The sequence below is a fragment of the Psychroserpens mesophilus genome (genome assembly GCF_050617655.1).
GTDB lineage: Bacteria > Bacteroidota > Bacteroidia > Flavobacteriales > Flavobacteriaceae > Psychroserpens > Psychroserpens mesophilus_A.
The window spans coordinates 66,240-92,105 of sequence record NZ_JBODQC010000008.1 but is presented as its reverse complement, the minus strand read 5'-3'; the positions used below and the strand labels follow the sequence as shown (position 1 = coordinate 92,105).

Annotated in this window: 22 protein-coding genes and 1 riboswitch; of the genes, 6 read left to right on the top strand and 16 right to left on the bottom strand. The window is 33.6% G+C overall.

The genetic code is table 11. The features are described from left to right. Positions 1–121: 121 nt before the first annotated feature. Both dtd and rsgA read right to left on the bottom strand, forming a co-directional pair. The gene (gene dtd / locus ACRHNM_RS13350; protein WP_431137143.1) at positions 122–574 is read right to left on the bottom strand and encodes a D-aminoacyl-tRNA deacylase; all 453 of its coding nucleotides are present in this window, start codon (positions 572–574) and stop codon (positions 122–124) included. Positions 575–591: 17 nt separating this feature from the next. Beyond that, on the bottom strand, positions 592–1,539 hold the full coding sequence (rsgA, locus tag ACRHNM_RS13345) for a ribosome small subunit-dependent GTPase A (RefSeq protein ID WP_431137142.1): 948 nt from the start codon (positions 1,537–1,539) through the stop codon (positions 592–594). A 195-nt stretch (positions 1,540–1,734) separates the two neighbouring features. On the opposite strand from rsgA, the gene ACRHNM_RS13340 reads away from it, so the two are divergent. Further along, positions 1,735–2,118: a hypothetical protein gene (locus ACRHNM_RS13340; protein ID WP_431137141.1), complete on the top strand. Its 384-nt coding sequence runs from the start codon at positions 1,735–1,737 to the stop codon at positions 2,116–2,118. A 39-nt stretch (positions 2,119–2,157) separates the two neighbouring features. On the opposite strand, the gene ACRHNM_RS13335 is transcribed toward ACRHNM_RS13340, so the two are convergent. From ACRHNM_RS13335 to ACRHNM_RS13320, 4 genes are read right to left on the bottom strand one after another with little or no spacing between them, the layout of a single operon-like run. Continuing rightward, positions 2,158–3,240, bottom strand: a complete 1,083-nt coding sequence (locus tag ACRHNM_RS13335) for a chorismate mutase (protein ID WP_431137140.1) — start codon at positions 3,238–3,240, stop codon at positions 2,158–2,160. A gap of 44 nt (positions 3,241–3,284) precedes the next feature. After that, on the bottom strand, positions 3,285–4,136 hold the full coding sequence (locus ACRHNM_RS13330) for a prephenate dehydrogenase (RefSeq protein WP_431137139.1): 852 nt from the start codon (positions 4,134–4,136) through the stop codon (positions 3,285–3,287). Positions 4,137–4,139: 3 nt separating this feature from the next. Further along, a complete protein-coding gene (locus tag ACRHNM_RS13325; RefSeq protein ID WP_431137138.1) occupies positions 4,140–5,285 on the bottom strand; it encodes a pyridoxal phosphate-dependent aminotransferase in 1,146 nt (381 codons plus the stop codon). Beyond that, on the bottom strand, positions 5,282–6,109 hold the full coding sequence (locus ACRHNM_RS13320; protein WP_431137137.1) for a prephenate dehydratase: 828 nt from the start codon (positions 6,107–6,109) through the stop codon (positions 5,282–5,284). The genes ACRHNM_RS13325 and ACRHNM_RS13320 overlap by 4 nt, the downstream gene beginning before the upstream one ends. 381 nt (positions 6,110–6,490) lie before the next feature. On the opposite strand from ACRHNM_RS13320, the gene gldA reads away from it, so the two are divergent. After that, positions 6,491–7,387 (top strand): gliding motility-associated ABC transporter ATP-binding subunit GldA, encoded by an 897-nt coding sequence (gldA, locus tag ACRHNM_RS13315; protein ID WP_431137136.1) that lies wholly within the window; start codon positions 6,491–6,493, stop codon positions 7,385–7,387. Positions 7,388–7,390: 3 nt separating this feature from the next. Here the strand turns inward: gldA and ACRHNM_RS13310 are convergent, their stop codons facing one another. From ACRHNM_RS13310 to ACRHNM_RS13285, 6 genes are all read right to left on the bottom strand, one after another. Next, positions 7,391–8,140, bottom strand: coding sequence for a head GIN domain-containing protein (locus ACRHNM_RS13310; RefSeq protein ID WP_431137135.1), 750 nt, complete (start codon positions 8,138–8,140; stop codon positions 7,391–7,393). After that, positions 8,137–9,243 carry an acyloxyacyl hydrolase gene (locus ACRHNM_RS13305; protein WP_431137134.1) on the bottom strand — a complete coding sequence of 369 codons (1,107 nt, stop codon included), beginning with the start codon at positions 9,241–9,243 and terminating at the stop codon, positions 8,137–8,139. The genes ACRHNM_RS13310 and ACRHNM_RS13305 overlap by 4 nt, the downstream gene beginning before the upstream one ends. 45 nt (positions 9,244–9,288) lie before the next feature. Further along, positions 9,289–10,548, bottom strand: coding sequence for a pyridoxal phosphate-dependent aminotransferase (locus ACRHNM_RS13300; protein ID WP_431137133.1), 1,260 nt, complete (start codon positions 10,546–10,548; stop codon positions 9,289–9,291). Positions 10,549–10,614: 66 nt separating this feature from the next. Next, positions 10,615–11,571, bottom strand: a complete 957-nt coding sequence (metF, locus tag ACRHNM_RS13295; RefSeq protein ID WP_431137132.1) for a methylenetetrahydrofolate reductase [NAD(P)H] — start codon at positions 11,569–11,571, stop codon at positions 10,615–10,617. Positions 11,572–11,744: 173 nt separating this feature from the next. Next, entirely contained in the window at positions 11,745–14,486 is a 2,742-nt protein-coding gene (gene metH / locus ACRHNM_RS13290) for a methionine synthase (protein WP_431137131.1), read from the bottom strand. Between the two features lie 8 nt (positions 14,487–14,494). Continuing rightward, positions 14,495–15,508, bottom strand: a complete 1,014-nt coding sequence (locus tag ACRHNM_RS13285; protein WP_431137130.1) for a homocysteine S-methyltransferase family protein — start codon at positions 15,506–15,508, stop codon at positions 14,495–14,497. Positions 15,509–15,561: 53 nt separating this feature from the next. Beyond that, positions 15,562–15,681, bottom strand: a riboswitch (SAM riboswitch). Between the two features lie 432 nt (positions 15,682–16,113). Between ACRHNM_RS13285 and metK the strand changes: the two genes are divergently transcribed. After that, a complete protein-coding gene (gene metK, locus ACRHNM_RS13280; RefSeq protein ID WP_431137129.1) occupies positions 16,114–17,367 on the top strand; it encodes a methionine adenosyltransferase in 1,254 nt (417 codons plus the stop codon). Positions 17,368–17,864: 497 nt separating this feature from the next. On the opposite strand, the gene ACRHNM_RS13275 is transcribed toward metK, so the two are convergent. The 3 genes from ACRHNM_RS13275 to ACRHNM_RS13265 all read right to left on the bottom strand — a co-directional run bounded on the left by ACRHNM_RS13275 (position 17,865) and on the right by ACRHNM_RS13265 (position 22,626). After that, positions 17,865–18,698, bottom strand: a complete 834-nt coding sequence (locus ACRHNM_RS13275) for a GLPGLI family protein (RefSeq protein WP_431137128.1) — start codon at positions 18,696–18,698, stop codon at positions 17,865–17,867. A 224-nt stretch (positions 18,699–18,922) separates the two neighbouring features. Further along, positions 18,923–21,670, bottom strand: coding sequence for a carboxypeptidase regulatory-like domain-containing protein (locus ACRHNM_RS13270; RefSeq protein ID WP_431137127.1), 2,748 nt, complete (start codon positions 21,668–21,670; stop codon positions 18,923–18,925). A gap of 62 nt (positions 21,671–21,732) precedes the next feature. Next, the gene (locus tag ACRHNM_RS13265; protein ID WP_431137126.1) at positions 21,733–22,626 is read right to left on the bottom strand and encodes a GLPGLI family protein; all 894 of its coding nucleotides are present in this window, start codon (positions 22,624–22,626) and stop codon (positions 21,733–21,735) included. A gap of 232 nt (positions 22,627–22,858) precedes the next feature. Here ACRHNM_RS13265 and ACRHNM_RS13260 point away from each other — a divergent pair, with 232 nt between their 5' ends. The 3 genes from ACRHNM_RS13260 (at position 22,859) to ACRHNM_RS13250 (ending at position 24,889) form a co-directional block, all read left to right on the top strand. Then, positions 22,859–23,641, top strand: a complete 783-nt coding sequence (locus tag ACRHNM_RS13260; protein ID WP_431137125.1) for a hypothetical protein — start codon at positions 22,859–22,861, stop codon at positions 23,639–23,641. Between the two features lie 2 nt (positions 23,642–23,643). Further along, positions 23,644–24,258, top strand: a complete 615-nt coding sequence (locus tag ACRHNM_RS13255) for a deoxynucleoside kinase (protein ID WP_431137124.1) — start codon at positions 23,644–23,646, stop codon at positions 24,256–24,258. 157 nt (positions 24,259–24,415) lie between these two features. Further along, positions 24,416–24,889 carry a hypothetical protein gene (locus tag ACRHNM_RS13250; RefSeq protein ID WP_431137123.1) on the top strand — a complete coding sequence of 158 codons (474 nt, stop codon included), beginning with the start codon at positions 24,416–24,418 and terminating at the stop codon, positions 24,887–24,889. Here the strand turns inward: ACRHNM_RS13250 and ACRHNM_RS13245 are convergent. After that, positions 24,864–25,859, bottom strand: a complete 996-nt coding sequence (locus ACRHNM_RS13245) for an App1 family protein (RefSeq protein WP_431137122.1) — start codon at positions 25,857–25,859, stop codon at positions 24,864–24,866. The genes ACRHNM_RS13250 and ACRHNM_RS13245 overlap by 26 nt on opposite strands. Positions 25,860–25,866: the final 7 nt, after the last annotated feature.

Here is a 25,866-nt window from a genome sequence, read left to right as displayed (position 1 = left end):
AAGACATCTACATTTGAAAGAACGGAAGACACAACTGCGAATACAGTTAAGTTATTTAAATTTTGCAGTTCATAGCTTTAGACATTATACGGGAAAATGCCAAGACCAAAAAGAAAGACCATTACACTTTGTTTTTTGTATCAATAACAATGGTTACAGGACCATCATTTAGAAGCTCTACTTTCATGTCTGCCCCAAATTTTCCAGTTCTAACAGGCTTACCTAAATCTGATTCCAATTGTTTGACGAAAGCTTCATAAAGCGGAATCGCAATATCAGGTTTTGCTGCTTTGATATAACTAGGTCTATTTCCTTTTTTAGTACTGGCATGAAGTGTAAATTGACTCACTACAATTGCATCGCCTTGAGTATCAATAAGTGAAAGATTCATAATATCATCCTCATCAGAAAATATACGCAGATTTGCTATTTTACTGGATAACCATTTGACATCCTCTGATGTATCTTGATCTTCAATACCCAATAAAATGAGAATTCCGTCTGAAATGACAGCAAGAATTTCTGCATCAGCTGTCACACTGGCTTTAGATACTCTTTGAATAACGGCTTTCATGGCTTGTAGGTTTTATATTATTCTTCCCAGTTATCAGTTCTGTAGTGTTCGTCTTCACCTTCTAAAATTTGAAGATAGCTTCTGTATCTGGAAAATGAAATTTCATCATTATCTAAAGCAGCTTTTACAGCACATTTAGGTTCTTCTTTATGCAGACAGTTATTGAATTTGCAGTCTTGTTTCAGTTTAAAAAATTCTGGAAAATAATCACCAATTTCCTCTTTATCCATATCAACCACACCAAAGCCTTTAATACCTGGAGTATCAATAATTTTTGCTCCAAAACTCAAATCAAACATCTCTGCAAAAGTTGTTGTATGCTGACCTTGACTGTGTTGTTCTGAAATTGCTTTTGTCTTTAAGTCTAAATCTGGCTCTATAGCATTTACCAAGGTTGATTTACCAACACCTGAATGACCAGCAAACATGCTAACCTTACCAACCATGAGTGCTTTTACCTTATCGATGTTTTTTCCTGTTTCAGCAGAAATGCCTATGCATTCGTAACCAATTTTTCTATAAACATGAGCTAGGTATCGAACTTCATCTAAAGTTTCCTCACTATAGACATCAATTTTATTAAAAAGCAGAATAGTTTTAATCGAGTACGCTTCAGCTGTTACTAAAAAACGATCAATAAAACTGGTGAATGTTGGAGGATTATCTATAGTGATTAATAAAAACACTACGTCAATATTAGAAGCAATCACGTGTGTTTGCTTAGACAAATTAACGGATTTACGAACAATATAGTTTTTTCGATCATGAATGGTATTGATAACACCTGTAGTTGTGTCATTATTGGTTTCTAATTCAAAATCGACAACATCACCAACAGCAATCGGATTAGTACTTTTTATACCCTTTATTCTAAACTTACCTTTTATTCTACATTGATAAACAGCACCTAGATCGGTTTTTACGGTGTACCAGCTTCCAGTAGATTTATAAACGATTCCTGTCATATAACAAAGTAACAATTTTAATTTCTATTAATTTACTTGAAGTCTGTATGAATCCAAAAACTAATCAAAAAAATTAATAAAACATACAACCCTTTTCTTTCTGCTCTTTTCTTTCTGTTTTGACAAAAAAGCAGATACCACTATATTAGTAACTTAATTTTTAAAACTCTTTAACATGAAAAATTAGTACTATTAATGGTTATTGGTTTTTTGTCTTTTACTGATGCATTTGCACAGGTAGAGTACAAAATCATTACCAGTGTAGAGTCAATCGTTCCTAATGGGTTAGGTAGGTCTAGAATTGTATCTGCTTCTGAAGATAAAAGAAACAAATCTGACAGAAGTGATATCAGAGTTAAGAATTTTGAGGAAACTAAATTGTTAAACTTTTATAACTTAGGTGGTATTCGCTTTCAAAATATTGCAGCTAATGATGCTGTACTTACTTCTAAAATAAACGCTATGATTGAAGAAGGCTGGGAATTAGCGTTTGTTACGAGTGCTGTTGAAAGTGAAGCTGGAAAAGGTGATGGTAATGGAATTTTTATTACCCGATTTATCTTTAAACGTCTTAAATAATACCAAATAAAAAACCTCGAAAATTCGAGGTTTTTTTTATTAATGATTTATTATTTTCTCTTGATGATTAATAGACTCCTGATGAATGGCTTTAAACAAACGCAAGATAAATTCTTCGCTTAGACCTTTCTCATTTCCTTCCATTACCATTTTGCCTAATATCTCGTTCCAACGCTTACTTTGTAATACGGCAACGTTTTTTTCTTTTTTAAGTTTTCCTATACTATCAGCTACTTTCATTCGCTTTCCAAGCAACTCGATAAGCTGATTATCAACCACATCAATTTGAGCCCTTAAATTACCAAGTTCGCTATTGTATTCTGCCTCAGGATCTGTTTCTTTCCTAATTCGTAAGTCGGTCATAATTTGCACCAAATGCTTTGGTGTCACTTGCTGAGCAGCATCACTCCATGCTTTATCTGGTGTAGTATGTGTTTCAATCATCAATCCGTCAAAATTAAGGTCTAATGCTGTTTGAGAGACATCAAAAATCATATCACGTTTTCCGGTAATATGAGAAGGATCATTAATTAGTGGTAAATCTGGAAATCTCGTTTGTAGCTCAATAGCGATTTGCCATTCTGGATTGTTACGATATTTCGATTTGTCGTAAGTTGAAAACCCTCTGTGTATAGCTCCTAAATTTTTAATGTTAGCAGATGCTAACCGTTCAACAGCACCAAGCCATAATGGCAAATCTGGATTTACAGGGTTTTTAACCAATACTATTTTATCGGTTCCTTTTAAAGCATCTGCAATCTCCTGAACAATGAACGGGCTCACCGTTGAGCGTGCACCAATCCACAATAAATCGACATCATGCTTTAGAGCAAGCTCAACATGATTTCTATTAGCGACTTCGGTTGCCGTTTTCAAACCAGTTTCTTCCTTTACTTTTTGCAACCACTTTAATCCTAAAGCACCAACGCCTTCAAAGTTTCCTGGACGTGTTCTGGGTTTCCAGATACCTGCTCTGTAATAATTTACATCTGTATCTTTTAACTCATGCGCTATTTTTAAAACTTGTTCTTCGGTTTCTGCACTACATGGTCCAGCGATTACTAAAGGATGATTTAATTTTAAATCATCCAACCATGTTCTCATTTCCTTTTTGTTTTCCATAGTCTCTTTTAAATTAGGTCTTGACTTTGCTCGACCTGATATTTTTATTGTATTCCGTTTAAGATTTCTTTTATATGATTTGTGTTCTGCATTTCATTGTAAATTTCATCAAAATCATCAGATTCCATCAAAGCTTTAAACTGTTTCAAATTGTTGATATATTCATCAAGCGTCTCAATAACATTATCTTTATTTTGTTCAAAAATTGGAGTCCACATGGCTGGTGAACTTTTTGCCAAACGTACCGTACTTTCAAAACCACTGCCAGCCATATCGAAAATATCACGTTCATTTTTTTCTTTTTCAATGACTGTTTTTCCTAACATAAATGAACTTATATGCGATAAATGCGATACATAAGCGATGTGTTTATCGTGTGCTTCAGGATTCATATACCTAATACGCATTCCTAAGTCTGAAAACAGTTGCAAAGCTTTCTCCTGAAGTTTAAATGTTGTTTTTTCAACTTCGCAAATGATATTGGTTTTCTTCTGAAAAAGGTCATGAATGGCGGCTTTTGGACCAGAAAACTCAGTACCTGCAATAGGATGGGTAGCTAAAAAATTACGACGCTTTTCGTGATGTTCAACCGCTTTACAAACGGGATATTTTGTAGAACCAACATCAATCACTAGTGTTTTATCTGAAATAGCTTCTAATACTTTTGGCAATTCTGAAACCGCTTTATCAACAGGAATAGAAAGCACTACTAAATCTGCATTTTTCAAATCATCATATGTTGCTTTTTCATCGATGATATTTAAGACTACAGCTTCATCTAAATGTAAATTGTTTGTATCTATCCCAAAGATTTTGGCATTTTTGTTATTAGACTTTATATCTAAGGCTATACTTCCTCCAATCAATCCAACTCCTATGATGTATATGTTATTCATTCGTTATGTTAATCTTGCTAAGGCTTCTTCAAGATCATCCTGAGACGCACAAAGTGATATTCGTATGTATCTGTTTCCATTTGAACCAAAAATAGTTCCAGGTGTGATAAATATTGATTTTTCCTTCAATATTAAATCTATATAATCTTCAGCATCTAAGTAATCTGGTAATTTACACCATACAAATAATCCAGACGCATTTTCATCGTAAGTGCAATTTAGTGCTTCAGCTATTTCCCAAACAAGTTGTCGTCTTTGCTCGTAAACACTATTTAGACTAACATACCACATGTCTGAGCAGTTTAAAGCTTCAATAGCTCCTTTTTGAATGCCAAGGAACATCCCAGAATCCATATTACTTTTAACACGTAAAACGGCATTGATATATTCTGTTTTTCCAAGCAACATACCTACTCTCCAACCAGCCATATTGAACGTCTTACTTAAAGAATTTAGTTCTAAACATACATCTTTCGCATCTCTGTATTTTAAAATACTTCTAGGATATTTATTGAGTATAAAACTATATGGATTGTCGTTAACAATTAAAATATCATTACGTTTTGCGAAGGTTATTAAATCTTCAAACAGTTTATTGGTTGCTTGTGCTCCTGTTGGCATATGTGGATAATTTACCCACATTATTTTTACATTTTCAACTCCTCTTTTTTCTAAGGCGATTAAATCTGGAAACCAGTGATTCTCTTCCGTTAAATCGTAAAATACAGGTTTTGCTCCAACCAGTTTTGTAACCGATTGGTAGGTTGGATAACCTGGATTGGGAATAAGGACTTCATCACCTTCATTTAAAAATGCCATAGAAATGTGTAAAATTCCTTCTTTACTTCCCATTAGTGGTAATACTTCAGTTAACGGACTTAAAGGCACATTAAAATATCGTTTATAAAAGTTGGTTATAGCTTGTCTCAATTCTGGAATACCTTGATAACTCTGGTATTTATGAGCTCCACCTTCATTAAATGTTTCTACTAATGCATTGAGAACACGTTCTGGTGGATTCAAATCCGGACTTCCGATTCCTAAATTAATGATAGGTTTTCCTTGGGCTATGAGCAGGTTGACTTCTCTAAGTTTCTTAGAAAAGTAATATTCTTCAACATGTTTTAGTCGGTTGGCAATAGGTATCATTGTCTTGCATTTTTATATTCTCCCAATACTTTAAAATCTTGAGCCATGATTGCTATAATAGATTTTGCTTTTTTATAATCGTTATAAGACTCAAACGTTACATCAACAAAGAAAGCGTATTTCCAAGGTGTTTCAATTTTTGGGAGTGATTGAATCTTTGTTAAATTTAGCTTACAATCACTTAATACATTCAAAATAGTCGCTAAACTTCCTCTTTTATGGTCTAATTCAAATTTTATAGATGCTTTATTGATAACTTCTTCTGGTATTTCAGAATTTTTTGTCTTTACAATAAAAAATCGTGTTTCATTGTGTTTTATCGTTTGAATGCTTTCTTTCAGAATATGAAGTTCGAATAATTTGGAAGCCAATCGAGACGCTATGGCTGCTATATGTTTTGATTGATTAAGCTGAATACGTTGTGCAACTTCAGCTGTATCTCTATCTTCTATTAATTTGATGTGTGGATATGATTTAAAGAAATCTTTACACTGTAATAATGCCATTGGATGCGAATACACTTCTTTAATATCGTCTATGGTTTGATTGGGTAAAGCCATTAAATGATGCTGAATATCTAAGTAATGCTCACCAACAATATGCAAACCATACGCATCAATCAAGGCGTAATTTGGTATGATAGAACCAGCTATGGAATTCTCAATAGCCATGATTGCTGCATCATCATTTACGTTTAAAATGCTATCGACCACCTCATCAAATGATAGACATTCTGAAACAGCAACCGTCTCATCAAAATATTGCTGTGACACAATGTGATGAAATGATCCTTTTACTCCTTGTATGGCTACTGATTTTATCAAACAGTTAATTTATTTTAAAAGATCCTGAAACCAGTTCGAGATCAATTCAACTTTAAATTTTTCAATTTCGCTTTTCATAGTTTATCAAAAACGTTGAATCACAAAAAAAGTCCCGATTTCCATCGAGACTCATAGTATATTGAATAGCATAAATTATACATACAACGTCTCTTTCTTTTCATTAAAAAAGAAATAAAACCAATTATAATATGTATGATTTAAGATGTGCATGTCGTTTATAATATTGCTAATGTAATTATTATTTTAGGAAATCAAAATTGTTATACGTTATTTTTAAGTTTTATGTTTCGGTTTTAAAGAATTCATAATTTGAAGCTTGCATTGGTTATAATTACTATTTTTGAATAAACAAATTGATATATGTCTATTGAAGTTGAAAACATTTCTAAAGTTTATGGTGAACAAAAAGCCCTTGATGCTATTTCGTTTTCTGTTAATAAAGGAGAAATCGTGGGTTTTTTAGGTCCGAATGGCGCTGGAAAATCCACATTAATGAAAATATTAACGACGTATGTTAATGCTACTGAAGGCACTGCAAAAGTCAACAACTTCGATGTTTTAAAACACAAAAAACAGGTTCAAAATAGTGTTGGCTACCTTCCTGAACATAATCCCTTGTATCTCGAGATGTATGTTAGAGAGTATTTAACATTTAATGCGAATGTGTATAACATTTCTAAAACGCGTGTTAATGATGTTATTGAATTAACAGGATTGACACCTGAAGCTCATAAAAAAATCGGACAGCTTTCAAAAGGGTATCGTCAACGTATTGGTTTGGCCAATGCTTTATTACATGAACCCGATGTTTTAATACTTGACGAACCTACAACTGGTTTAGACCCAAATCAATTGGTTGATATCAGACATTTGATAAAAACGGTTGGTAAAGATAAAACCGTATTTTTATCAACGCATATTATGCAGGAAGTCGAAGCCATTTGTGATCGTGTTATTATTATTAATAAAGGAAAAATTGTGGCAGACAAAAAGCTTAAAGAGCTTCGTGATGATAAAGAACAAACTGTTATTGTAGAATTTGATTATCGTGTTGAAGATGCTTTTTTACTGAAGTTACCCAATGCAAAAACTGTAAAAAATACACATGATTTTGTGTATGAAATTACATTTTCAACCAGCGAAGATATGCGCTCTTATGTCTTTGATTTTGCTCATGATAACAAATTGAAAATTCTTCAACTAAACCAAAAAAATGCTAGCTTGGAAAGTTTGTTTAGAGAGTTGACTACGGCTTAAAATCTATTCTAAAATCAAGTTGCCTGTGTAAAATACTTCAACATCTATAATTGAAGGTGTCGTGACAAGAATAACATCACCTGTACTTCTAATTTCTCCCGAAAGAGATTGTTGCGGATTAATAATCATGTCATTGCTACTACGTTGAAAAATAGTAATGTTTTGGGCAATAAGGTGTCTGCCTTCAAAACGTGCATCACCAGAATAATATCCAACAAACAAATCGTCAACTTCTCCACTTATAAAAATAGAAGAGAGATTATTCACAACACAATTTAACTGATTACAATCGACTTTAAGATTAAAGTCACCATCTGTATTTACTTCGTCTTCAGCATTAAAATCTTCTGAAACTAATTTCAAATTATCAAAACCTAATACACCATCACTGGTCACTGTTAGTCCTGAACCATTTCTGATTTCGGTTAAATTAGGAGCGCTCACATACACTTTAGTTAAGTTATAATCTCTGCTAATGTTACAAGCATTGTTATTACTAATTAACAGTCTGTTATTTTCAACTTTAACTTCAATGTCATTCAATAAATACTCTCCCGTTTCTACCACTACTTTTTGAGTAAGATCCTGCTTTACAATAAGTTCTACTCTAGCAAAAACTGTAATTTTAGAAAAATCATCTACTATAAATTCTTCTTGAATAAGATCTCCTGCATTTTGAAAACAATCTGGAGCATCTTCAGTATTGCAAGACAAAACTATAAAGGCAAAAAATATATAACATAACTTTTTCATAATCTAACTCCTATTCCAAATTCTACAGCTTCAGCTTTTGCTCCATGAGATTTTAGAGTAATCGCTCCAAAAAATGTATCTCCAAAATAACGTTTTAATCCAATTCTATTATACACTCGTCCTTCAAAATCGTAAGGATAGTAAATGTAATAACCCAATTGCGTGATAAAAGACATTTTATTGATAAACAACTCGTGACCTACAAAAACACCAACACGTTTCCAATCTTCATTACCACTAACATTTAATTCAGGATACGCAACAGCATAAAAATAAATAAGTTCTTCTAAAAATTTAGAAAAGAAGACATCTGCTCCTACTTGAATGGCGCTTTTTCTGTTTAAACGTTTGTCTGCATAAGCCGAAACAATGTAAAATGGATATTGACCAACATCAATAATATCACTTTCATTGAGACCCGTTCTAAATGCTAAATTATATTTAATTTTTTCTTTGAATGATTTGTCTTCGGTAGATGGTATGTATTCAGGTTCATTCTCATAATCGAACACATAATTAGTTCCAACATTAAATACAAACGTATTTGTAGAGGTGTTAGGTGCTTTAAAATTAGCATTAGAATAATGTAAAACCGAAATACCTGCCTGCAATCCAAAACCGCGAAAGATCTTTTCTTTCTTATAATTAAGCATAAAATAGGTGGCACTCATGAGATGCGATCCGTAAGCATTATTTTTAAAATTGGTCTCTTTATGGTAAGGGTTTGTGTTGTAAGCTAAACCTTGACCAATTCTTAAATTAAGATGCCGTTTAAGAAAGTAGAAATTATAATGTGCATACAAGCTGTAATTTTCACCTAAATGATTGTTTTTCATATCTTGATAAATGAATGAAAAACCCCAATCTGGATAATTAAATCTACTTTCCCAATCTTTAAAACCGTACGTTTTTTTGTTATAACTCAATATAAATCCTGCTGGATGGTCTGTAATTAAATGAGAAATATCTGGATTATGTTCTAAGATTGTACCATAAAACAGATTGGCATCTAGGGTGAATATATTGTCTTTTTTATCTTGAGAGTCTTGTGAAAACAAGAATCCGTAATAAGACAGAAGAAGAATCGTTAGGTAAGGCTTCATGAATTTTATTCTGAAGCAAAAGTAAAAGAATAATCGAAATAACATCTAAGTTAAATCTGTTAGTGCATGCTTTAACAATTCAAAAACGGTTGAGATATCTTCTTTTTTAGACGTTCCAACTGAAAGTCTAAACCAGTTAGAATCTACAGACGTTCCAAAAGCATAAAAAGGTACAATGGCCAGTTTAGCTTCAGTAAGCAGATAACTTGTGACGTCCTGAATTGTTGATAAGGTTTTTCCGTCTGATGTCGTTTTTCCAATAAGGTCAAACTGAACTGTTAAATACAAAGCCGCTTCTGGCTCAATGGCATTGACAGGAAACCCTTCAGATTTAAGATTTTGAAATCCGTCATAAAACCGATTCAATCTAAAATCTAATTCGTTTTTTATGTGTTCTAAATATGTTGAAACAGCTTCCGCGTTATTTAAATAAGAGGCTGTTGCCATTTGTTCAGCTTTTGGAGACCAGGCACCTATATGACTTAACATCGCTTTCATTTTATGAATCACATGAGTGGGTCCAAATGCCCAACCTACACGAACTCCAGTAGCAGCATATGCTTTTGAAATACCATCGACAAAAATGGTATAATCTCGCATTTCTGGAACTAATTCAACAGGATTAAAGTGCTCCGTTGAACCATAGGTCAATTGCCAGTATATTTGATCGTAAAGGACATACAATGGTTTTATATTCTCTCCTATTCTACGGTTATTTTCATCGACAACAAGCTGCGAAATTTCAGTTAAGGTTTGTTTGTCGAAGGTTGTTCCTGTTGGATTTAATGGCGAACACAATGCAATTAAATTCACATTTTGAATGTGAGGTTTGATATCATCGACCGTTGGCATAAATTTATTTTCAGGCGTCGTTTCGATGATAACAGCATTATTTCTTGCCAGATAGGTATAAGCATCATTATTCCATGAAGGCACAGGATATAAAACGGTATCTTCAAGATCTAAAACCGTTTGATACATCGCATAAATTAGGGGTCTTGCTCCTCCTGAAATTAAGATTTCATCTTTAGAATACTCAAGTCCGAGATTTTTTGACAAATATGAAGAAACACTTTCACGAAGTACTTCCATGCCATTTGCAGCAGGATAATTAGTTTGATTATTGTGGTATGCAGCAATAATCTCTTCTTTTAATTCTTGAGGAACCGGAAAGATTTCAGCATCAAAATCTCCAATGGTCTGGTTGTAAATAATTTCACCTTCCGCTTTAAGTGCATTAACTTCTCCTGCAATTTTTATAATTTCAGACCCTTTTAATCCTTCGGCTAATTTTGATGTATGCATAACTTTAAGCTGTAACGTGTTAGTTTTGCAAAAGTAAGGTTTAATAAACGATTTTAGAAAAGGTTTTTAAAACAGCTTTGAAGCCACAGCTTTTATATTATCACTTTTTCCCATTGAATAATAATGCAATACAGGAATTCCTGCCTTTTGCAACGCTTTAGATTGCTCAATACACCATTCAACTCCCAGTTGCCTCACTTGTTTATTGTTCTTGCACTTTACAATTTCAATTATAAGTTCTTCAGGTAAATCTACATGAAAACGATGTGGAATTAAATTTAACTGCTTCTTTGTTGCAATTGGTTTTAGACCAGGTATAATTGGAATCTTAATCCCTTCGCTTCTACATTTATCTACAAATGCAAAGTATTTTTTATTATCAAAAAACATTTGCGTCACAATATATTCAGCTCCATTTTTAATCTTCTTTTTTAAAAAATGAATATCACTATCTAAACTTGGTGCTTCCATGTGCTTTTCTGGATATGCAGCAACACCAATACAAAAATTAGTTTCAGATGTGTTTTTTAACTCGTCATCCAAATAGCGACCTTTATTTAAATCTGAAACCTGACTCACCAAATCACAGGCATAGATATGACCTTCTTTTTCTGGTTTAAAATAAGTTTCTGTTTTAACAGCATCACCACGAAGTGCCATGACATTATCGATTCCTAAAAAATCAAGATCTATCAAGAAATTTTCGGTGTCTTCTTTTGTAAATCCACCACATAAAATATGAGGTATGGCATCTACATTATATTTATTTTGAATTGCAGCACAAATACCTACAGTTCCAGGTCGTTTTTTAACAACTTGTTTTTTTAAGAGTCCATTCTCCAATTCTTTATACACATATTCTTCTCTGTGATACGTAACATCAATAAAAGGTGGCTTAAACTCCATCAAAGGATCAATATTGTTAAAAACAGACTGTATGTGTTGTCCTTTTAATGGTGGCAAAATTTCAAATGAAAACTGGGTATTTCCATTAGCTTTTTTGATGTGATCTGTTACTTTCATAGTGTAAAATTCAGGTTAAATGAGCAATCAACAAAGACACTGTGGTTAGCAGTATAAGCTGTATTGCAAATCGTATTTCTACCTTATGCTTTTTCATAGTCTGGGTTTAAAAATTCTACCACAAGAATACGATGTAGTTGATATGTTAATATGTTTCTAATTCTAAGAAATTGTTAAGTTTCTGCAAGGTTTGGATTTAACCATTTTCGAGCTTCATCTTCACTGATGTTTCTACGTTTAGCATAATTTATCAATTGGTCATTAGTGATTTTTCCTAAACCGAAATATTTGGCTTCTGGATTTGCAAAATAATACCCACTAACGCTTGCTGCTGGCCACATCGCTAAACTTTCAGTCAGTTTAGCACCTATGTGATTTTCAACATTTAAGACCTTCCAAATTGTTATTTTTTCTAAATGATCTGGACAGGCTGGATATCCTGGTGCAGGACGAATGCCTTTATAGCTTTCTTTTATCAATTCGTCATTGGTAAAGTCTTCATTTTTGGCATAACTCCAGTGCTTAGTTCTTACGTCTTTATGCAGGTATTCTGCAAAAGCTTCGGCTAAACGATCGGCTAATGCTTTAATCATAATCGAATTGTAATCATCATTATCGGCTTCAAATTGTTGTGCTAATTCCTGTGTTCCAAAACCAGCAGAAACACAAAATGCTCCAATGTAATCTTGCTTACCTGAATCTTTAGGTGCTATAAAATCTGCTAAGGCGTGATTTGGAATCCCTTCTCTTTTCTTTAATTGTTGACGAAGAGTTAGGAATTTAATTTGGTCTGGTCGAACGCAGTCGAGACCTTCATTAACATCTATATCAGCAACCTCTCGACTGCGCTCAAGGTGACGGCTGGATAGGTCTACTTCAATATCATCATCATTAACTGTGTTGGCTGGAAACAATCCGAAGACAGCTTTTGCTTTCAACAATTGTTCATCACAAACACGTTTTAATAACTTTTGGGCATCCTTAAACAACTCTTGAGCTTGTTCTCCAACGATATCATCTGTTAGGATCTCTGGATACTTTCCGTGTAGGTCCCAACTTCTGAAAAACGGACTCCAGTCTATAAATGTTTCAAGCTTTCTCAGGTCAAAATCATCAATAACCTGAACACCTAACTGCTTTGGTTTTACAATTTCAGCAGCCTGCCAATCAATGTTGTATTTATTTTTTCGAGCCTCTTCTAGAGAAACATAATCTTTACGCTTTGCTCTGATTAAAAATTGCTCACGAAATTTATCATACTCATCTCGTATTTGATTTTTATAGGTCTGATTATCTTTCTGCAACAAATTACCAACAACAGTTACTGCTCTTGAGGCATCATTTATATGCACTACTGTGTGGTCATAATTTGGTGCAATTTTAACCGATGTATGCGCTTTGGATGTGGTTGCACCACCAATGATTAATGGTATGGTTAAATTTTCCTTTTTCATAGCTTTAGAAAGGTATACCATTTCATCAAGTGATGGTGTGATTAAACCACTCAATCCAATAACATCAACATTTTCTTTGATTGCCGAATCAATTATTTTTTCAGGAGGAACCATCACGCCTAAATCGATAATTTCATAATTATTACATCCTAAAACGACACTTACTATATTTTTACCAATATCGTGTACATCTCCTTTAACAGTTGCCATTAAGATTTTTCCAGCAAACTCTTGTTTTCCGTCTTTTTCAGCTTCAATATAAGGTTGCAAATAAGCAACCGCTTTTTTCATCACACGAGCCGATTTGACCACTTGAGGTAAAAACATTTTTCCGCTTCCGAAGAGGTCACCAACGACATTCATTCCAATCATTAAATGACCTTCAATAACTTCAATAGGCTTATGTGATGCTAATCGTGCTTCTTCTACATCTTCAATAATATAAGTGTCAATTCCTTTAACGAGGCTATGTGTAATTCGGTTTTGTAAAGATTTGCTTCGCCATTCTAAACCCTTAGTCGTGTCTTCCTTTTTATGTCCTTTTACTGTTTCAGCAAAATCCAATAAACGTTCTGTGGCATCATGTCTATTATTAAACAGAACATCTTCAACATGTTGCAATAAATCCTTCGGAATTTCATCATAAACCTCCAACATCGTTGGATTGACAATTCCCAGATTCATTCCATGTTGAATGGCATGATATAAAAACGCAGAGTTAATGGCTTCACGAACCACATTATTTCCTCTAAATGAAAATGACACATTACTCACACCTCCTGAAACATTTGCGTAAGGCAGGTTTTCACGAATCCATTTGGTTGCATTAAAAAAGTCTAACGCATTTAAGCGATGTTCATCCATTCCTGTTGCAACTGGAAAAATATTTGGATCAAAAATAATGTCTTGTGGCGGAAAGTGAACATTTTGGACCAAAATATCATAAGAACGCTTACAGATTTCAATCCGACGATTGTAAGTATCTGCTTGGCCAACCTCATCAAATGCCATAACGATAACTGCAGCTCCATAACGTTTTATCAGTTTTGCCTGACGAATAAATTCGGCTTCACTTTCTTTTAAACTAATTGAATTAACGACACATTTTCCTTGAGCTACTTGCAGTCCAGCTTCAATGATGTCCCATTTAGAGCTATCTATCATCAATGGTATACGAGCGATATCTGGTTCTGAAGCTATTAAGTTTAAAAACTTAACCATAGCATATTTACCATCAAGCATGCCTTCGTCCATATTAACGTCTAAAATTTGTGCTCCACCTTCAACCTGATCTCTTGCAACACTCAGAGCCTCGTCGAATTGATTCTCTTTGATTAATCGTAGAAATTTCCTGGAACCTGTCACATTGGTACGTTCTCCTACGTTAATAAAATTACTCTCAGGAGTTACGACTAAAGGTTCTAATCCAGATAATGTTAAATAGTTTTTTTGTTTCTTCATCTTATAAATTAGTTCTCGACTGCACTTGAACCGACAGTTTTTCTGGGTTGATAATTTTGAACTACTTCGGCAATGGCTTTAATGTGTTCTGGATTTGTTCCGCAGCAACCACCAATAATATTTACTAATTCATCTTTGAGATACGCTTCAATTAATGCTTGCATTTGTTTTGCAGACTGGTCGTACTCACCAAAAGCATTTGGCAAACCAGCATTAGGATGCGCTGAGGTATAAAACTCGGTTTCGTGAGACAACCGTTGTAAATAGGGTTTAAGTTGCTCAGCACCAATTGCGCAATTAAAACCAACACTTAACAAAGGAATATGTGAAATTGAGATTAAAAATGCCTCAACAGTTTGTCCAGATAATGTGCGTCCTGAAGCATCAGTTATCGTTCCAGACACCATAACAGGAATTTCTATTTCACGTTCCTCTTTAACTTCTTCAATGGCAAATAAAGCCGCTTTAGCATTGAGCGTATCAAAAATGGTTTCTACTAATAACACATCAACTCCTCCATCAATTAAAGCCTCAACTTGTAACTTATAGGCTACACGTAGTTCTTCGAAAGTGATGGCTCTGTATTCTGGTTTATTGACATCAGGAGACATGCTTGCGGTCTTATTAGTTGGACCAATACTTCCTGCTACAAATCTAGGTTTGTCAGGATTTGCCTTGGTAAATTCATTAGCAACTTGCTTGGCAATTTTAGCAGATTCGTAATTTAGCTCGTAGACCAAATGTTCCATATTATAATCTGCCATGGCTATTGTAGTTCCTGAAAATGTATTGGTTTCGACAATATCTGCTCCAGCTTCAAAATATAATTTATGAATAGCTGCAATAGCCTGTGGTTGTGTGAGCGATAACAAATCGTTATTTCCTTTTAGAGATGTTGGATAATCTTTAAAACGCTCACCTCTAAAATCTTCTTCAGAAAAATTATAGCGTTGTAACATAGTTCCCATAGCACCATCGAGAACTAATATTCGTTTTTGTAAAGCTTGTGATATGTTTGACATTTTAAAAATCTAAATAAAATGTCATCAGGAAAGTAAGAGAATTCCCTTTTTGTGTTTTATCTGTCCATAACATCCTGAATAATCAGAATGAGGTAGAATTTAGCACCTACTTAATTGCATAAGGGTTGCTAAGGCTTCAATGGGTCTATTCCCTCAGCCTTTCATGATAACATTTCAATAAGTGATTGAACTTTGTGAACACAAATATTGCAAAATTTAAATTTATTAACCAAACTAAATAGAAAATTATTCTAAAAAGTAGAATATACTGAAGTTTAAATAGAAAATTATTCTGCTTTTTGCAAGTTTTACGATATTTTATTCTAAATCACCCCATATAACACATCCTTACAGTGCAGATTAAGTTTCACGGATTCATTTTATAAATCTTTATCGTAATCTAATTTATATCAATTTCTAATCACCAGTTTCAATATTATCTGTACTTTTGTATCCAAATAATAAAAGAGGAAAAATTTGTTCTGATTGCAACCTCTAATACTGAATACTCAGTATTTTAAAAAATGCTAAAGCAGTTGATTTATAACTTCTCTAGCGTTCAACGCAATCTCAACAACATTTTAAAAACAAATATTTAAGAGATTATGGCATATTTATTTACTTCAGAAAGTGTTTCAGAAGGACATCCAGACAAAGTAGCAGATCAAATTAGTGATGCTTTAATAGATAACTTTTTAGCTTTTGATAGTGAATCAAAAGTAGCATGTGAAACCTTAGTTACCACTGGTCAGGTGGTTTTGGCTGGTGAGGTAAAGTCGAACACCTATTTAGATGTTCAAAAAATTGCTCGTGATACTATAAACAAAATAGGTTACACTAAAAGCGAGTATATGTTTGACGGCAACTCTTGCGGTGTATTTTCTGCCATTCACGAACAATCTGAAGACATTAATCGTGGTGTAGATAGAGCAACTAAAGATGAGCAAGGTGCAGGAGATCAAGGAATGATGTTTGGTTATGCAACTCGCGAAACGGAAAACTATATGCCATTAGCATTAGACTTATCACACAGAATCTTAAAAGAACTCGCTGAACTTAGACGCGAGAATAAAGAGATTTCTTATTTACGACCAGATTCGAAAAGTCAGGTTACTATTGAATATAGTGATGACAATGTCCCTCAACGCATTGATGCTATTGTAATTTCTACACAACATGACGATTTTGGTAATGATGAAGACATGCTAGCTAAAATTAGAAGAGATATTATTGATATTTTAATTCCAAGAGTTGTTGCCAAGTTACCAGAACACATACAAGTTTTATTTAATGATAATATTACCTATCATATAAATCCTACTGGTAAATTTGTAATAGGTGGTCCACATGGAGACACAGGATTAACAGGTCGTAAGATTATAGTGGATACTTATGGCGGAAAAGGTGCTCATGGTGGAGGCGCTTTCTCTGGAAAAGACCCAAGTAAGGTCGACAGAAGTGCTGCTTATGCTACGAGACATATTGCTAAAAACATGGTCGCAGCTGGTATCTGTGACGAAATTTTAGTTCAGGTTAGTTATGCTATTGGTGTTGTTAAGCCTACATCTATATTTGTTGACACTTACGGAACATGTCCTTTTAATATTACTGATGGAGAGATTGCAGAAAAAATATCTCAAATTTTTGACATGCGACCAGCAGCAATTGAAGAGCGTTTAAAATTACGTCAACCAATGTATAGCGAAACTGCAGCTTATGGTCATATGGGTCGTGATAGCGAAACGGTAACCAAAACCTTTGAACAGCCTAATGGTGATCCTATCACTTTAGATGTAGAGTTATTTACTTGGGAAAAATTAGACTACGTAGATAAAGTTAAATCTGTTTTTGGATTATAGACTATAAAAATCAAATTTTAAAACCTCTAAGCTTAACACTTAGAGGTTTTTTTATATGTTTATTGGACGTTCGTTTGCAAAATGCTCTATCTTATACTCCATGTTTTTGCAAAACACATGCAACCATTTCGTGAAGGATATATTTTACTACACATGACAGTAACGTATTTGTTGACAAGGTTCTCAATAGCTCATTCAATATTAATACACTTAGATGCAACAACGTTTATGTATTTAAAATAAAAGCTATCGATTTTAATACGTTTAATTGTTCTGGTGAAATAAATTATAGTTTTACAAGCCCTTCAATATCCTTATGTCATTTGAGTGTTTGCGATACCGTTGAGGAATTCATCCAATATAAGATACTGAAGGTGTTTCTCATAAGATTAAAGTCGTTGTTCATGTTTTAAGAGATTATTAAACTGAAAATGTTTTACAAAAAAAGCCTTCTCAAGTTGAGAAGGCTTTTTTCTTTTTCTTTTTCAATAGTAATTTTATCGACGGCTTCTTCCCATACGATTATCACGAAACTCTTTCATTTTGGTCACAAGCGTTTCTTGATATTCTTTTTTAGTGGATTCTTTTCCCTTATCTGGTGCTTCAATGGTTAACTTTTCTTGTGGATTTATAACAAGTTTAGAACACAACATGGTTGTGTCACCAGCACTCACTTCGAGGATTAATCCTGGAAGTCCCCAAAACTCTGATGGTCCATGAGCTACAGGAATTTGTGGTGTGTACCAGGCTTCAACTTCAGTCATTGGTATTTCTGTTTCTGCTGTTTCGCCATCTGGTGTTTCAGCAGCATTACCTCTTCTTAGTTTATCCCAAGAAAATGAATACCAGGTGAGTTCATCTGTAGGAATACTTGCCGTCGCTTTAAAACAGGTGTAGTTTCCAATTTGTTTGGTTTCAGTTCCTATAATCCATTGAATTGGCTGGAGACTATCTTTAACTAAAAACCGTTTGCCATAGAACTCCTGATCTTGAATTTGTGTATTGGTCTTCACATTTTTGTATTGATCTCCTGCAGCAAAATTTTTGCCCCAAGAATCTGTAGCTCCAGACATAGCATCAAGTTTATCTCCTTCTTTAAAGAACGATTCTTCTTTATTAAAATTTAATATATAGGTTTTTTCTAATCTGTTTTTGAGATTAGCCATGACTTGCTTTTTTTGAGCTTCACTAAGTCGTTTTCCCCAATTTCCCAAGTCCATCGTAGATTTTGAAATATAAGTTGCTTGTCCTTGAAAGTCTTGTGCATATAGGTTTAACGACATCATAAATGCTAATACTATTAGACTTATCTTTTTGGTTTGTGCTTTCATAATCTATTTCAGAGTTGATTTATTGTTTAACAAATTTAATAAATCATTAAACACTTTATAAATCTTTATTATAACATTAACAGTAAAACTCTTGAAGCTAAAAAGCCTTCTTTTCCTAACCATAGGAAAAGAAGGCTTTTTTACGCGTTAAGGATGGAGGCTTTGTTGGAGCTCCTCGCAGAGAGCGACTGCCGAGAGCCTGACCTATAGGTAACGCCCAAATTCTATAATGTATAAATCACCCTGAAGGTTAAAAATCTTGGCTGGATAAATGTCTCTGAATTAAATACAGAAATATTACCAGCACTATTATTAACTCGGGAATCAATATCGAGCAAGTTAGAGGCTTTAATTTCATATTCCCATTTTGCATCTTTGTCTTTTCTATACGCTAAACTCGCATCCCAAGTTTGAAAAGATTGAGATCTTTCGCCATCATCTTGATTAGTGTAAGTGAAATCTGTTCTAAACGTGACAGATTTCCATAAGTAAGCATCAAACTCTACAGATGGTGAATTTGTAATGAACTTTGTAGATGTTGCACCTTGATCATTGTTTGTAATGCTATATGTATATCTCAAACGCACATTTGGTGCTTCTCTAAAATTAGTACGTAGTTCTGGTGAGTATGATTGAGAAAAACTTTCGTTTACTGTTCGTATATCTTGAACAAATTGGTTTCTTTTAAAGTATGAAAACCTTACACCCATTCTTGCTCTAATCTTTTTAAACGTACGTTCTACTCGACCAAATACATTGGCAGATTCATCTGCAAAATTTGAATTGAAGTAGGAACTTGTTCTAATAACATTATCAAAATTTGTCGTACTTCTAATTTGGTCAATATTTGTACTGTAATTAGCTATTGCAAATACATTGGTATAATTGAAAAGATTAAAACTGAAATATCTCAAACTTAAGTTGTGTGATAATGAGTTTTGTAACTCGGGATTACCATAACTGATATTGCTAAAACTATTTAAAACTAATCCTTCGGCTAAACTCGTTACATCAGTAAAAGAATTACTCATATTGTAACGAAACGTCAAGCTTTCGCTCTTTTTAAATTGAATGAGTGTTTCAAATTCTGGCATTACTCTAAAGAAATTGTCTTTATATTCTTCTCCGAACTGTGTGTTCTTGTTACCATAGGCATGTAATGAAAATCCTGGCGTGATGGTAAACTTTCCTGTTTTAACCCTGTAACGGAATCCTAAATACACATCACTAAAGTTATACTCTGTATCATTTTCGTTTGTTAAAAGATTTCCATCACCATCGGTTAATGTTGCTACTGGATCTACCAAGGATCCATTATCTAAAAACTGAAAAATATTAGAATTGAACTTTTGATTGCTTAAAATTGTACCAAAGGTTAGATTAATATTACTCTTATTATTTAGGATGTAGTAGTAATCTAATTTAGCATCTAACTGATTAGATTTGATACGTCTGTCTTGATTTAGGTTATACCCAAACTGGTCTCTATTAAAACCTAAAGCTAATGCGGTATTATCAAAAGCATCTTGGTCTTGAGGAGCATCACCATTATTAGTTGGGTCGTTAACCAGTAAGGCATTATAAAAAGGATCTTCGTCCTTGATTAAATGCTGGGCTTCAAAAGCAAAAATATTTTTCTCGTTTAACGTGTAATAATAATTCAAATTTTGATTGATACTAAATGGCTTTACTTCATTTAACTGATTAGTACTTCCAACAACTGAAGACACTTCATTTTGTCTTTCTGAATCACTTGACATACGACCGAGAAGATCATAATCTAATTGATTATTAATGTTCGGTTTATAAGATGCACTCAACTTTGCTATACCTTGGTTTGATGCTTCTCTTCCTGTTTGAACGGTTTCTTCATTAGGAATTCCTAAATTAGGATCTATATACCTTACAAAGCTTTCTTCACGTGTTTTTAAACGACTGCTATTATAGATTAAAAAACCGCTGAGATCTAAAGCCTTATTAGGAGAATAACTAAAGTTAGCTGCTGCAAGTTTAGATTCAATTTCCTGAGCATTGCCCAGATTTGTTAGTCCTCCAAGCCCATTGTCTCCTAAATCAATACTTGTTCCACTACTCTGACTAGGTCGTCTAAATCCACCTCCAAAATTTCTAATGTCTCGATTTGTCAAAGCAACTTCTCCAATATTGTTGATGTCTCCAATGACGTTAATGCTATATTTCGGACTGTAATAAAATAGTTTAGGCTGTACCAGATACAATTCTTTATCTGGTGCTGTTCCTGCGCCAGCAGTTACATCACCAAACCAGAAATTTTCTTTACCTTCTTTAAGTTTGATATTTATGGCAACATTGTCTTGATTATTTTGAACACCACTCAACTGACCAACTTCTGAATAATTACGTAATACCTGTATTTTATCAACGGCATTTGATGGAATATTTTTTGTTGCTAATTTTGAATCACCATCAAAAAAATCTTTTCCGTTAACCATTAATTTATTGACGACTTTACCTTCGACTTCAATTTGACCATCGTCATTTATTTCAACACCAGGTAATTTCTTGAGAACGTCTTCCAGCTTTCGTTCGGAACCATCTTTAAACGAATCTGCATTATAAACCAACGTATCTCCTTTAATGGTTACTGGCATTTCATAGGTTAGCTCTACTGCTGCAAGTGCATTATCATATTGTAATGTATAGTCTTTTGTAATATTATCTTCTTTGGTAGCGACCTCCTCAGAAAGCGTCTTCATACCAATATAACTGACTTGAACTGTATAGGTCGTGTTTTTATCTAAATCGAGTTTAAATCGGCCTTTGTCATTTGATATGGCATAAGAAGCCATTGCTTTAGTTTCTTTATTAATTGCTATAATATTTGCTAATTCAAGTGGTTCACCAATACTATCTTTTACGACACCTTGAACAGTAATTTGAGCACTAGCAAGACTCGTCACAAATAATAGTGCTAGAATAAATATGTTTTTCATTTAAGTGGATTTGCTTCTTTGAATGGTTCTTTAAAGAAAATTGAAACTAATTATGTTGATTATTAACGTCCTCGACCTCTTCGTCCACCATACATTTGTCTCATCTCTTCAATCTTCTCTTTCATAATGGTATTGTAAGCTTCGCGTGTAACCACTTCTCCTTTGTCTGGTCTGGTGATGTCTTCTTTTTCCTGAGGATTCATGATTATTTTAGTACAAAGCATAACAGTTCTGTCTGCCTGTACTTCTAAAATTAGACCTGGAAGTCCGTGATACTCACCAGGACCTGTACTTACAGGAATTTGAGGTGTATACCAAGCTGTCACAATGACAAACTTAGGGACTTCAAATTCTTCCATAGGATTATCTGAATCTGTTTTTGTTGAATCTGCTGTTTCTGTGCCTTCTTTCTTTTCATCTTCTTTTTTAGCATCGTTATCTCTACCTCTTCTACGCATACTCATAAAATCCATCTCATCAACAGGCTTTGTTGTAGTTGCTTTAAAGCAAGTATATTGTCCTATTGTCTTTGTTTCACTGCTGAGTTTCCATTCTAATTGTGGAAGAGAATCTTTCACCAGAAACTGTTTCCCAAAAAACTCCTGCTCTTGTAATATGACATTATCCTTAACATTTTTATATTGAGGACCACCAGTAAAGCTACTCATCATTCCGCCCCAACGACTACCTCCAGAACCAGGAGCATCTAATTTTTCTTCTTCTTTATAGGTAGATTCACTGCGAGTAAAATTAAGCACGTAAGTTTTTTCTAACATACTTTTCATTCGTTCTGCTATTTGCTTTTTTTGTTGATCGCTCATTTGACCTCCTCCCCAACCACTCATATCTACTGTGGTTTTGGTTTGGTAAATGGCTTGTCCTTGAAAATCTTGAGCTAATAGTGAACCGCTTATAAAAAGCAGTAATGTTAAAAATGTGATGGTAATTGATTTCATAATATGGGTCTCTAAAATTAACGCGTTAAAAATAGCGCATAAAAATAGGTTAGACTCAAAAAGTATAGATTAGTTAAACCTTTAAAGGTTAAACTTATCTTAAATTATTTTAGATGGCTAAACTTTATAACAAACAAGGTAAAAGTAATTCTCTTAAAATTTAAACGCTTCGGGTTTTGATCACAAATTAATCTGCTAAAAGTGGTTTGATTTTTGTACTTTTCAAATCCCTATGCGATATTTCGTTTACATTTGCTTTTTCATTTCAATGTCTATCAATAGTCAAGAATCTATTGATGCTAGTCTTATCAGTTCTACAGATTTAAAAGTGAATCAAATTGTCGATATTGATAATTTTGGTATTTTTTACTACCTAAAAGATCATACCCTTTACAAACAGAATAAAGATGGTACATCAATAAATTACAGCAATTATCAATTAGGCGAAATTACAACGGCAAATACATTCAATCCCTTAAAGATTAATTTATTTTATCAGGATTTCAACATGGTTATTATTTTAGATAATCGCTTAGCTGAAATTTTCAAAATAGACTTCAATACCATCCAACCTTATAAATACATTTCTCACGTATCTACAGGATTTGATAATACGCTTTGGGTTTTTAATATCGATCTTCAGCAATTAGAACTCTATGACTACAAAGCTAACAAAACACGATTTTCAGCAATTCCTGTGCAATCTTTAATTTTAGATTTAGAAAGTGATTATAACTATTGCTGGCTGCTTACCGAAAACTTTTTATATCAATACAATTACTTTGGTAGCATGATTTCAAAAATTGAAAATACAGGTTATACTAAAATATCAAAAAGCGATGGCCATCTTATTTTACAAAAAGATGGCAACTTATATTTTAAGCATAAAAAAAAGGAAGCTATTGTTCCTATAAACCTTCCAAAATTGTTAATAAATCAGTTTTTATTGACCAATGAAACCTTGTATATTTACGATCTTGAAAAACTCCATATATACCAACTAAAAATCAATTAGATATGCACGTTGCAGTTGCAGGAAATATAGGTGCTGGTAAAACAACACTCACAAAATTACTCGCTAAACATTACAAATGGGAACCTCAACTTGAAGATGTTGTAGACAATCCGTATCTCGATGATTTTTACAATCAGATGGAACGTTGGAGTTTTAATCTACAGGTCTATTTTTTAAACAGTAGATTTCGTCAAGTAGCGCAAATTCGTCAAAGTGGTAAAGATATCATTCAGGATCGCACCATTTATGAAGACGCTCATATTTTTGCCCCAAACTTACACGCTATGGGTTTGATGACCAATCGCGATTACGAAAATTATCGCTCGCTTTTCGATTTAATGGAATCCTTTGTTGAAGGTCCAGATTTATTGATTTATCTACGAAGCTCTATTCAAAACCTTGTGGCACAAATTCATAAGAGAGGTCGCGATTATGAAAACACAATTAGCATTGATTACCTGAGCAGACTAAACGAACGCTACGAAGCCTGGATTCATGGTTACGACAAGGGAAACTTATTAGTGATTGATGTTGACCCTCTCGATTTCGTTGTAAATCCTGAAGATTTAGGCGGCATCATTAATAAGATTGATGCACAGATAAACGGATTGTTTTAATGGTTTGAGTTGTATTTGGGCGTTGCATTTTGCTCATACCAACTAGGTTTTAAAAACCTGTTAGGATCACAAAATGCCAGGCTCTCGGTAGTCGCTCTCTTTGAGGAGCTCCAACAATACCTCCATCCTTAACGCATGGCTAGAACTTAATTATATAATGACAATTCTAATTTATATTCTTAATGCAATGGCATTCGTTTTTGGTTCCTGGACCATCGGCTTACTAATTAACAATGCTATTAAAAACACCATATTCTACTCAAAACACTCTCATTTCAACCTTATAAAAAAAGAATCTACCTCTCAAATCATCGGAATGAAAGCCTTTAAATGGGCTCTTAAAAACTCATTCTTTAAATACTTTAATCAGAATTTAAAATTTGAAACCAGACCAAGCATCTCAGAATTGCAAGAAGTAAGAAAAGAAATGACCTATTCTGAAGTTAGTCATTATATCGCCTTTGTTATTATATTAGTGGTTGCCATTTTAAAATTATGGAAAGGGCAAGCGGTTTATGCAGCAATTCTATTTGTATTCAATATCATCTTTAATCTTTATCCTTCTTTATTACAGCAGCAAAACAAAAGACGAATTGACAGAATTATTAAGCGACAAAACCATGCTTTCTAGCGTGTACAATAGCAGCTTCACTGCTTTTCACCAGTAAAACAGGAACTTGATTATAACCTTTAAACAAAGACACCACACGTTGCATTTTCTTTTTATGTTTTACATGTCGTAAATAAATAGCGGCTACTTGATCTGGAAATTCTCTGGCTACATCTATATAAATATCGGCATCGTATTCACCACTATCTCCAATTAATATGAACTTAAGTTTTGGATACGTTTTAAGAATATTAATAATTTCAATGTGCTTTCGAGATCGTTCTCCAGAATTCTTATTAAAGATATCTTTAAAGCTTCGTAATAAAATCGGACCTTTTGGAAAGCCATTCTGTTTTAGAAAAAATTCTAGGTAACGATATAAATTCCACGGACTATGACTTACATAAAAAATCGGATTGGCATTTTTACCAGATGCACCTCTGTGTAACTTATGATAGAAATCAGCAGCACCTTCCAGTGGAATACGGCTTGTCGCACTTTTAAAAATACTATTGATTACTACGCGCCATTTTAAAGTTGATACAACTCCAGTATGAATGATTGTATCGTCAATATCACTTATGACTCCAAAATCAGCATTTGGAGAAGGAATCAACAACTCTCCAGGAAATCTATTTTTGTTCTGAATATTACGTTTAATGTTAACGTCGTTGTAAGATGCCTTAATGTTTAACCAGCCTTCATCATTTATCAAGTTGTTTAAACCCTCAATCTGTTCGTTTATTTTAAAATAACCATGATCATCTGTAATTGTTTTTAAAACGGTATTGTTTGGTAAGGTAATTTTAAGTTCTGTGTGTTTGATTTCATCAGTTTCAAAGCGTTTCCAAGAATTGATAATCAAACCAAAAACGCCCTTCTGCTCTAAATCAATTGTTTCGTCTTCAAGTGCTCGTCCGCGTAAATAAAAATGCGTATCAGTACCATAACTTTGAAAGATGACAATTTGTAAGGGATCTTTTTTTAACATACTAACT

Excerpts from the sequence above, each read along its gene's own strand:
- dtd (WP_431137143.1), bottom strand. The coding sequence starts at position 574 with ATGAAAGCCGTTATTCAAAGAGTATCTAAAGCCAGTGTGACAGCTGAT.
- rsgA (WP_431137142.1), bottom strand. The coding sequence starts at position 1,539 with ATGACAGGAATCGTTTATAAATCTACTGGAAGCTGGTACACCGTAAAA.
- ACRHNM_RS13340 (WP_431137141.1), top strand. The coding sequence starts at position 1,735 with ATGGTTATTGGTTTTTTGTCTTTTACTGATGCATTTGCACAGGTAGAG.
- ACRHNM_RS13335 (WP_431137140.1), bottom strand. The coding sequence starts at position 3,240 with ATGGAAAACAAAAAGGAAATGAGAACATGGTTGGATGATTTAAAATTA.
- ACRHNM_RS13330 (WP_431137139.1), bottom strand. The coding sequence starts at position 4,136 with ATGAATAACATATACATCATAGGAGTTGGATTGATTGGAGGAAGTATA.
- ACRHNM_RS13325 (WP_431137138.1), bottom strand. The coding sequence starts at position 5,285 with ATGATACCTATTGCCAACCGACTAAAACATGTTGAAGAATATTACTTT.
- gldA (WP_431137136.1), top strand. The coding sequence starts at position 6,491 with ATGTCTATTGAAGTTGAAAACATTTCTAAAGTTTATGGTGAACAAAAA.
- ACRHNM_RS13310 (WP_431137135.1), bottom strand. The coding sequence starts at position 8,140 with ATGAAAAAGTTATGTTATATATTTTTTGCCTTTATAGTTTTGTCTTGC.
- ACRHNM_RS13305 (WP_431137134.1), bottom strand. The coding sequence starts at position 9,243 with ATGAAGCCTTACCTAACGATTCTTCTTCTGTCTTATTACGGATTCTTG.
- ACRHNM_RS13300 (WP_431137133.1), bottom strand. The coding sequence starts at position 10,548 with ATGCATACATCAAAATTAGCCGAAGGATTAAAAGGGTCTGAAATTATA.
- metF (WP_431137132.1), bottom strand. The coding sequence starts at position 11,571 with ATGAAAGTAACAGATCACATCAAAAAAGCTAATGGAAATACCCAGTTT.
- metH (WP_431137131.1), bottom strand. The coding sequence starts at position 14,486 with ATGAAGAAACAAAAAAACTATTTAACATTATCTGGATTAGAACCTTTA.
- ACRHNM_RS13285 (WP_431137130.1), bottom strand. The coding sequence starts at position 15,508 with ATGTCAAACATATCACAAGCTTTACAAAAACGAATATTAGTTCTCGAT.
- metK (WP_431137129.1), top strand. The coding sequence starts at position 16,114 with ATGGCATATTTATTTACTTCAGAAAGTGTTTCAGAAGGACATCCAGAC.
- ACRHNM_RS13275 (WP_431137128.1), bottom strand. The coding sequence starts at position 18,698 with ATGAAAGCACAAACCAAAAAGATAAGTCTAATAGTATTAGCATTTATG.
- ACRHNM_RS13270 (WP_431137127.1), bottom strand. The coding sequence starts at position 21,670 with ATGAAAAACATATTTATTCTAGCACTATTATTTGTGACGAGTCTTGCT.
- ACRHNM_RS13265 (WP_431137126.1), bottom strand. The coding sequence starts at position 22,626 with ATGAAATCAATTACCATCACATTTTTAACATTACTGCTTTTTATAAGC.
- ACRHNM_RS13260 (WP_431137125.1), top strand. The coding sequence starts at position 22,859 with ATGCGATATTTCGTTTACATTTGCTTTTTCATTTCAATGTCTATCAAT.
- ACRHNM_RS13255 (WP_431137124.1), top strand. The coding sequence starts at position 23,644 with ATGCACGTTGCAGTTGCAGGAAATATAGGTGCTGGTAAAACAACACTC.
- ACRHNM_RS13250 (WP_431137123.1), top strand. The coding sequence starts at position 24,416 with ATGACAATTCTAATTTATATTCTTAATGCAATGGCATTCGTTTTTGGT.
- ACRHNM_RS13245 (WP_431137122.1), bottom strand. The coding sequence starts at position 25,859 with ATGTTAAAAAAAGATCCCTTACAAATTGTCATCTTTCAAAGTTATGGT.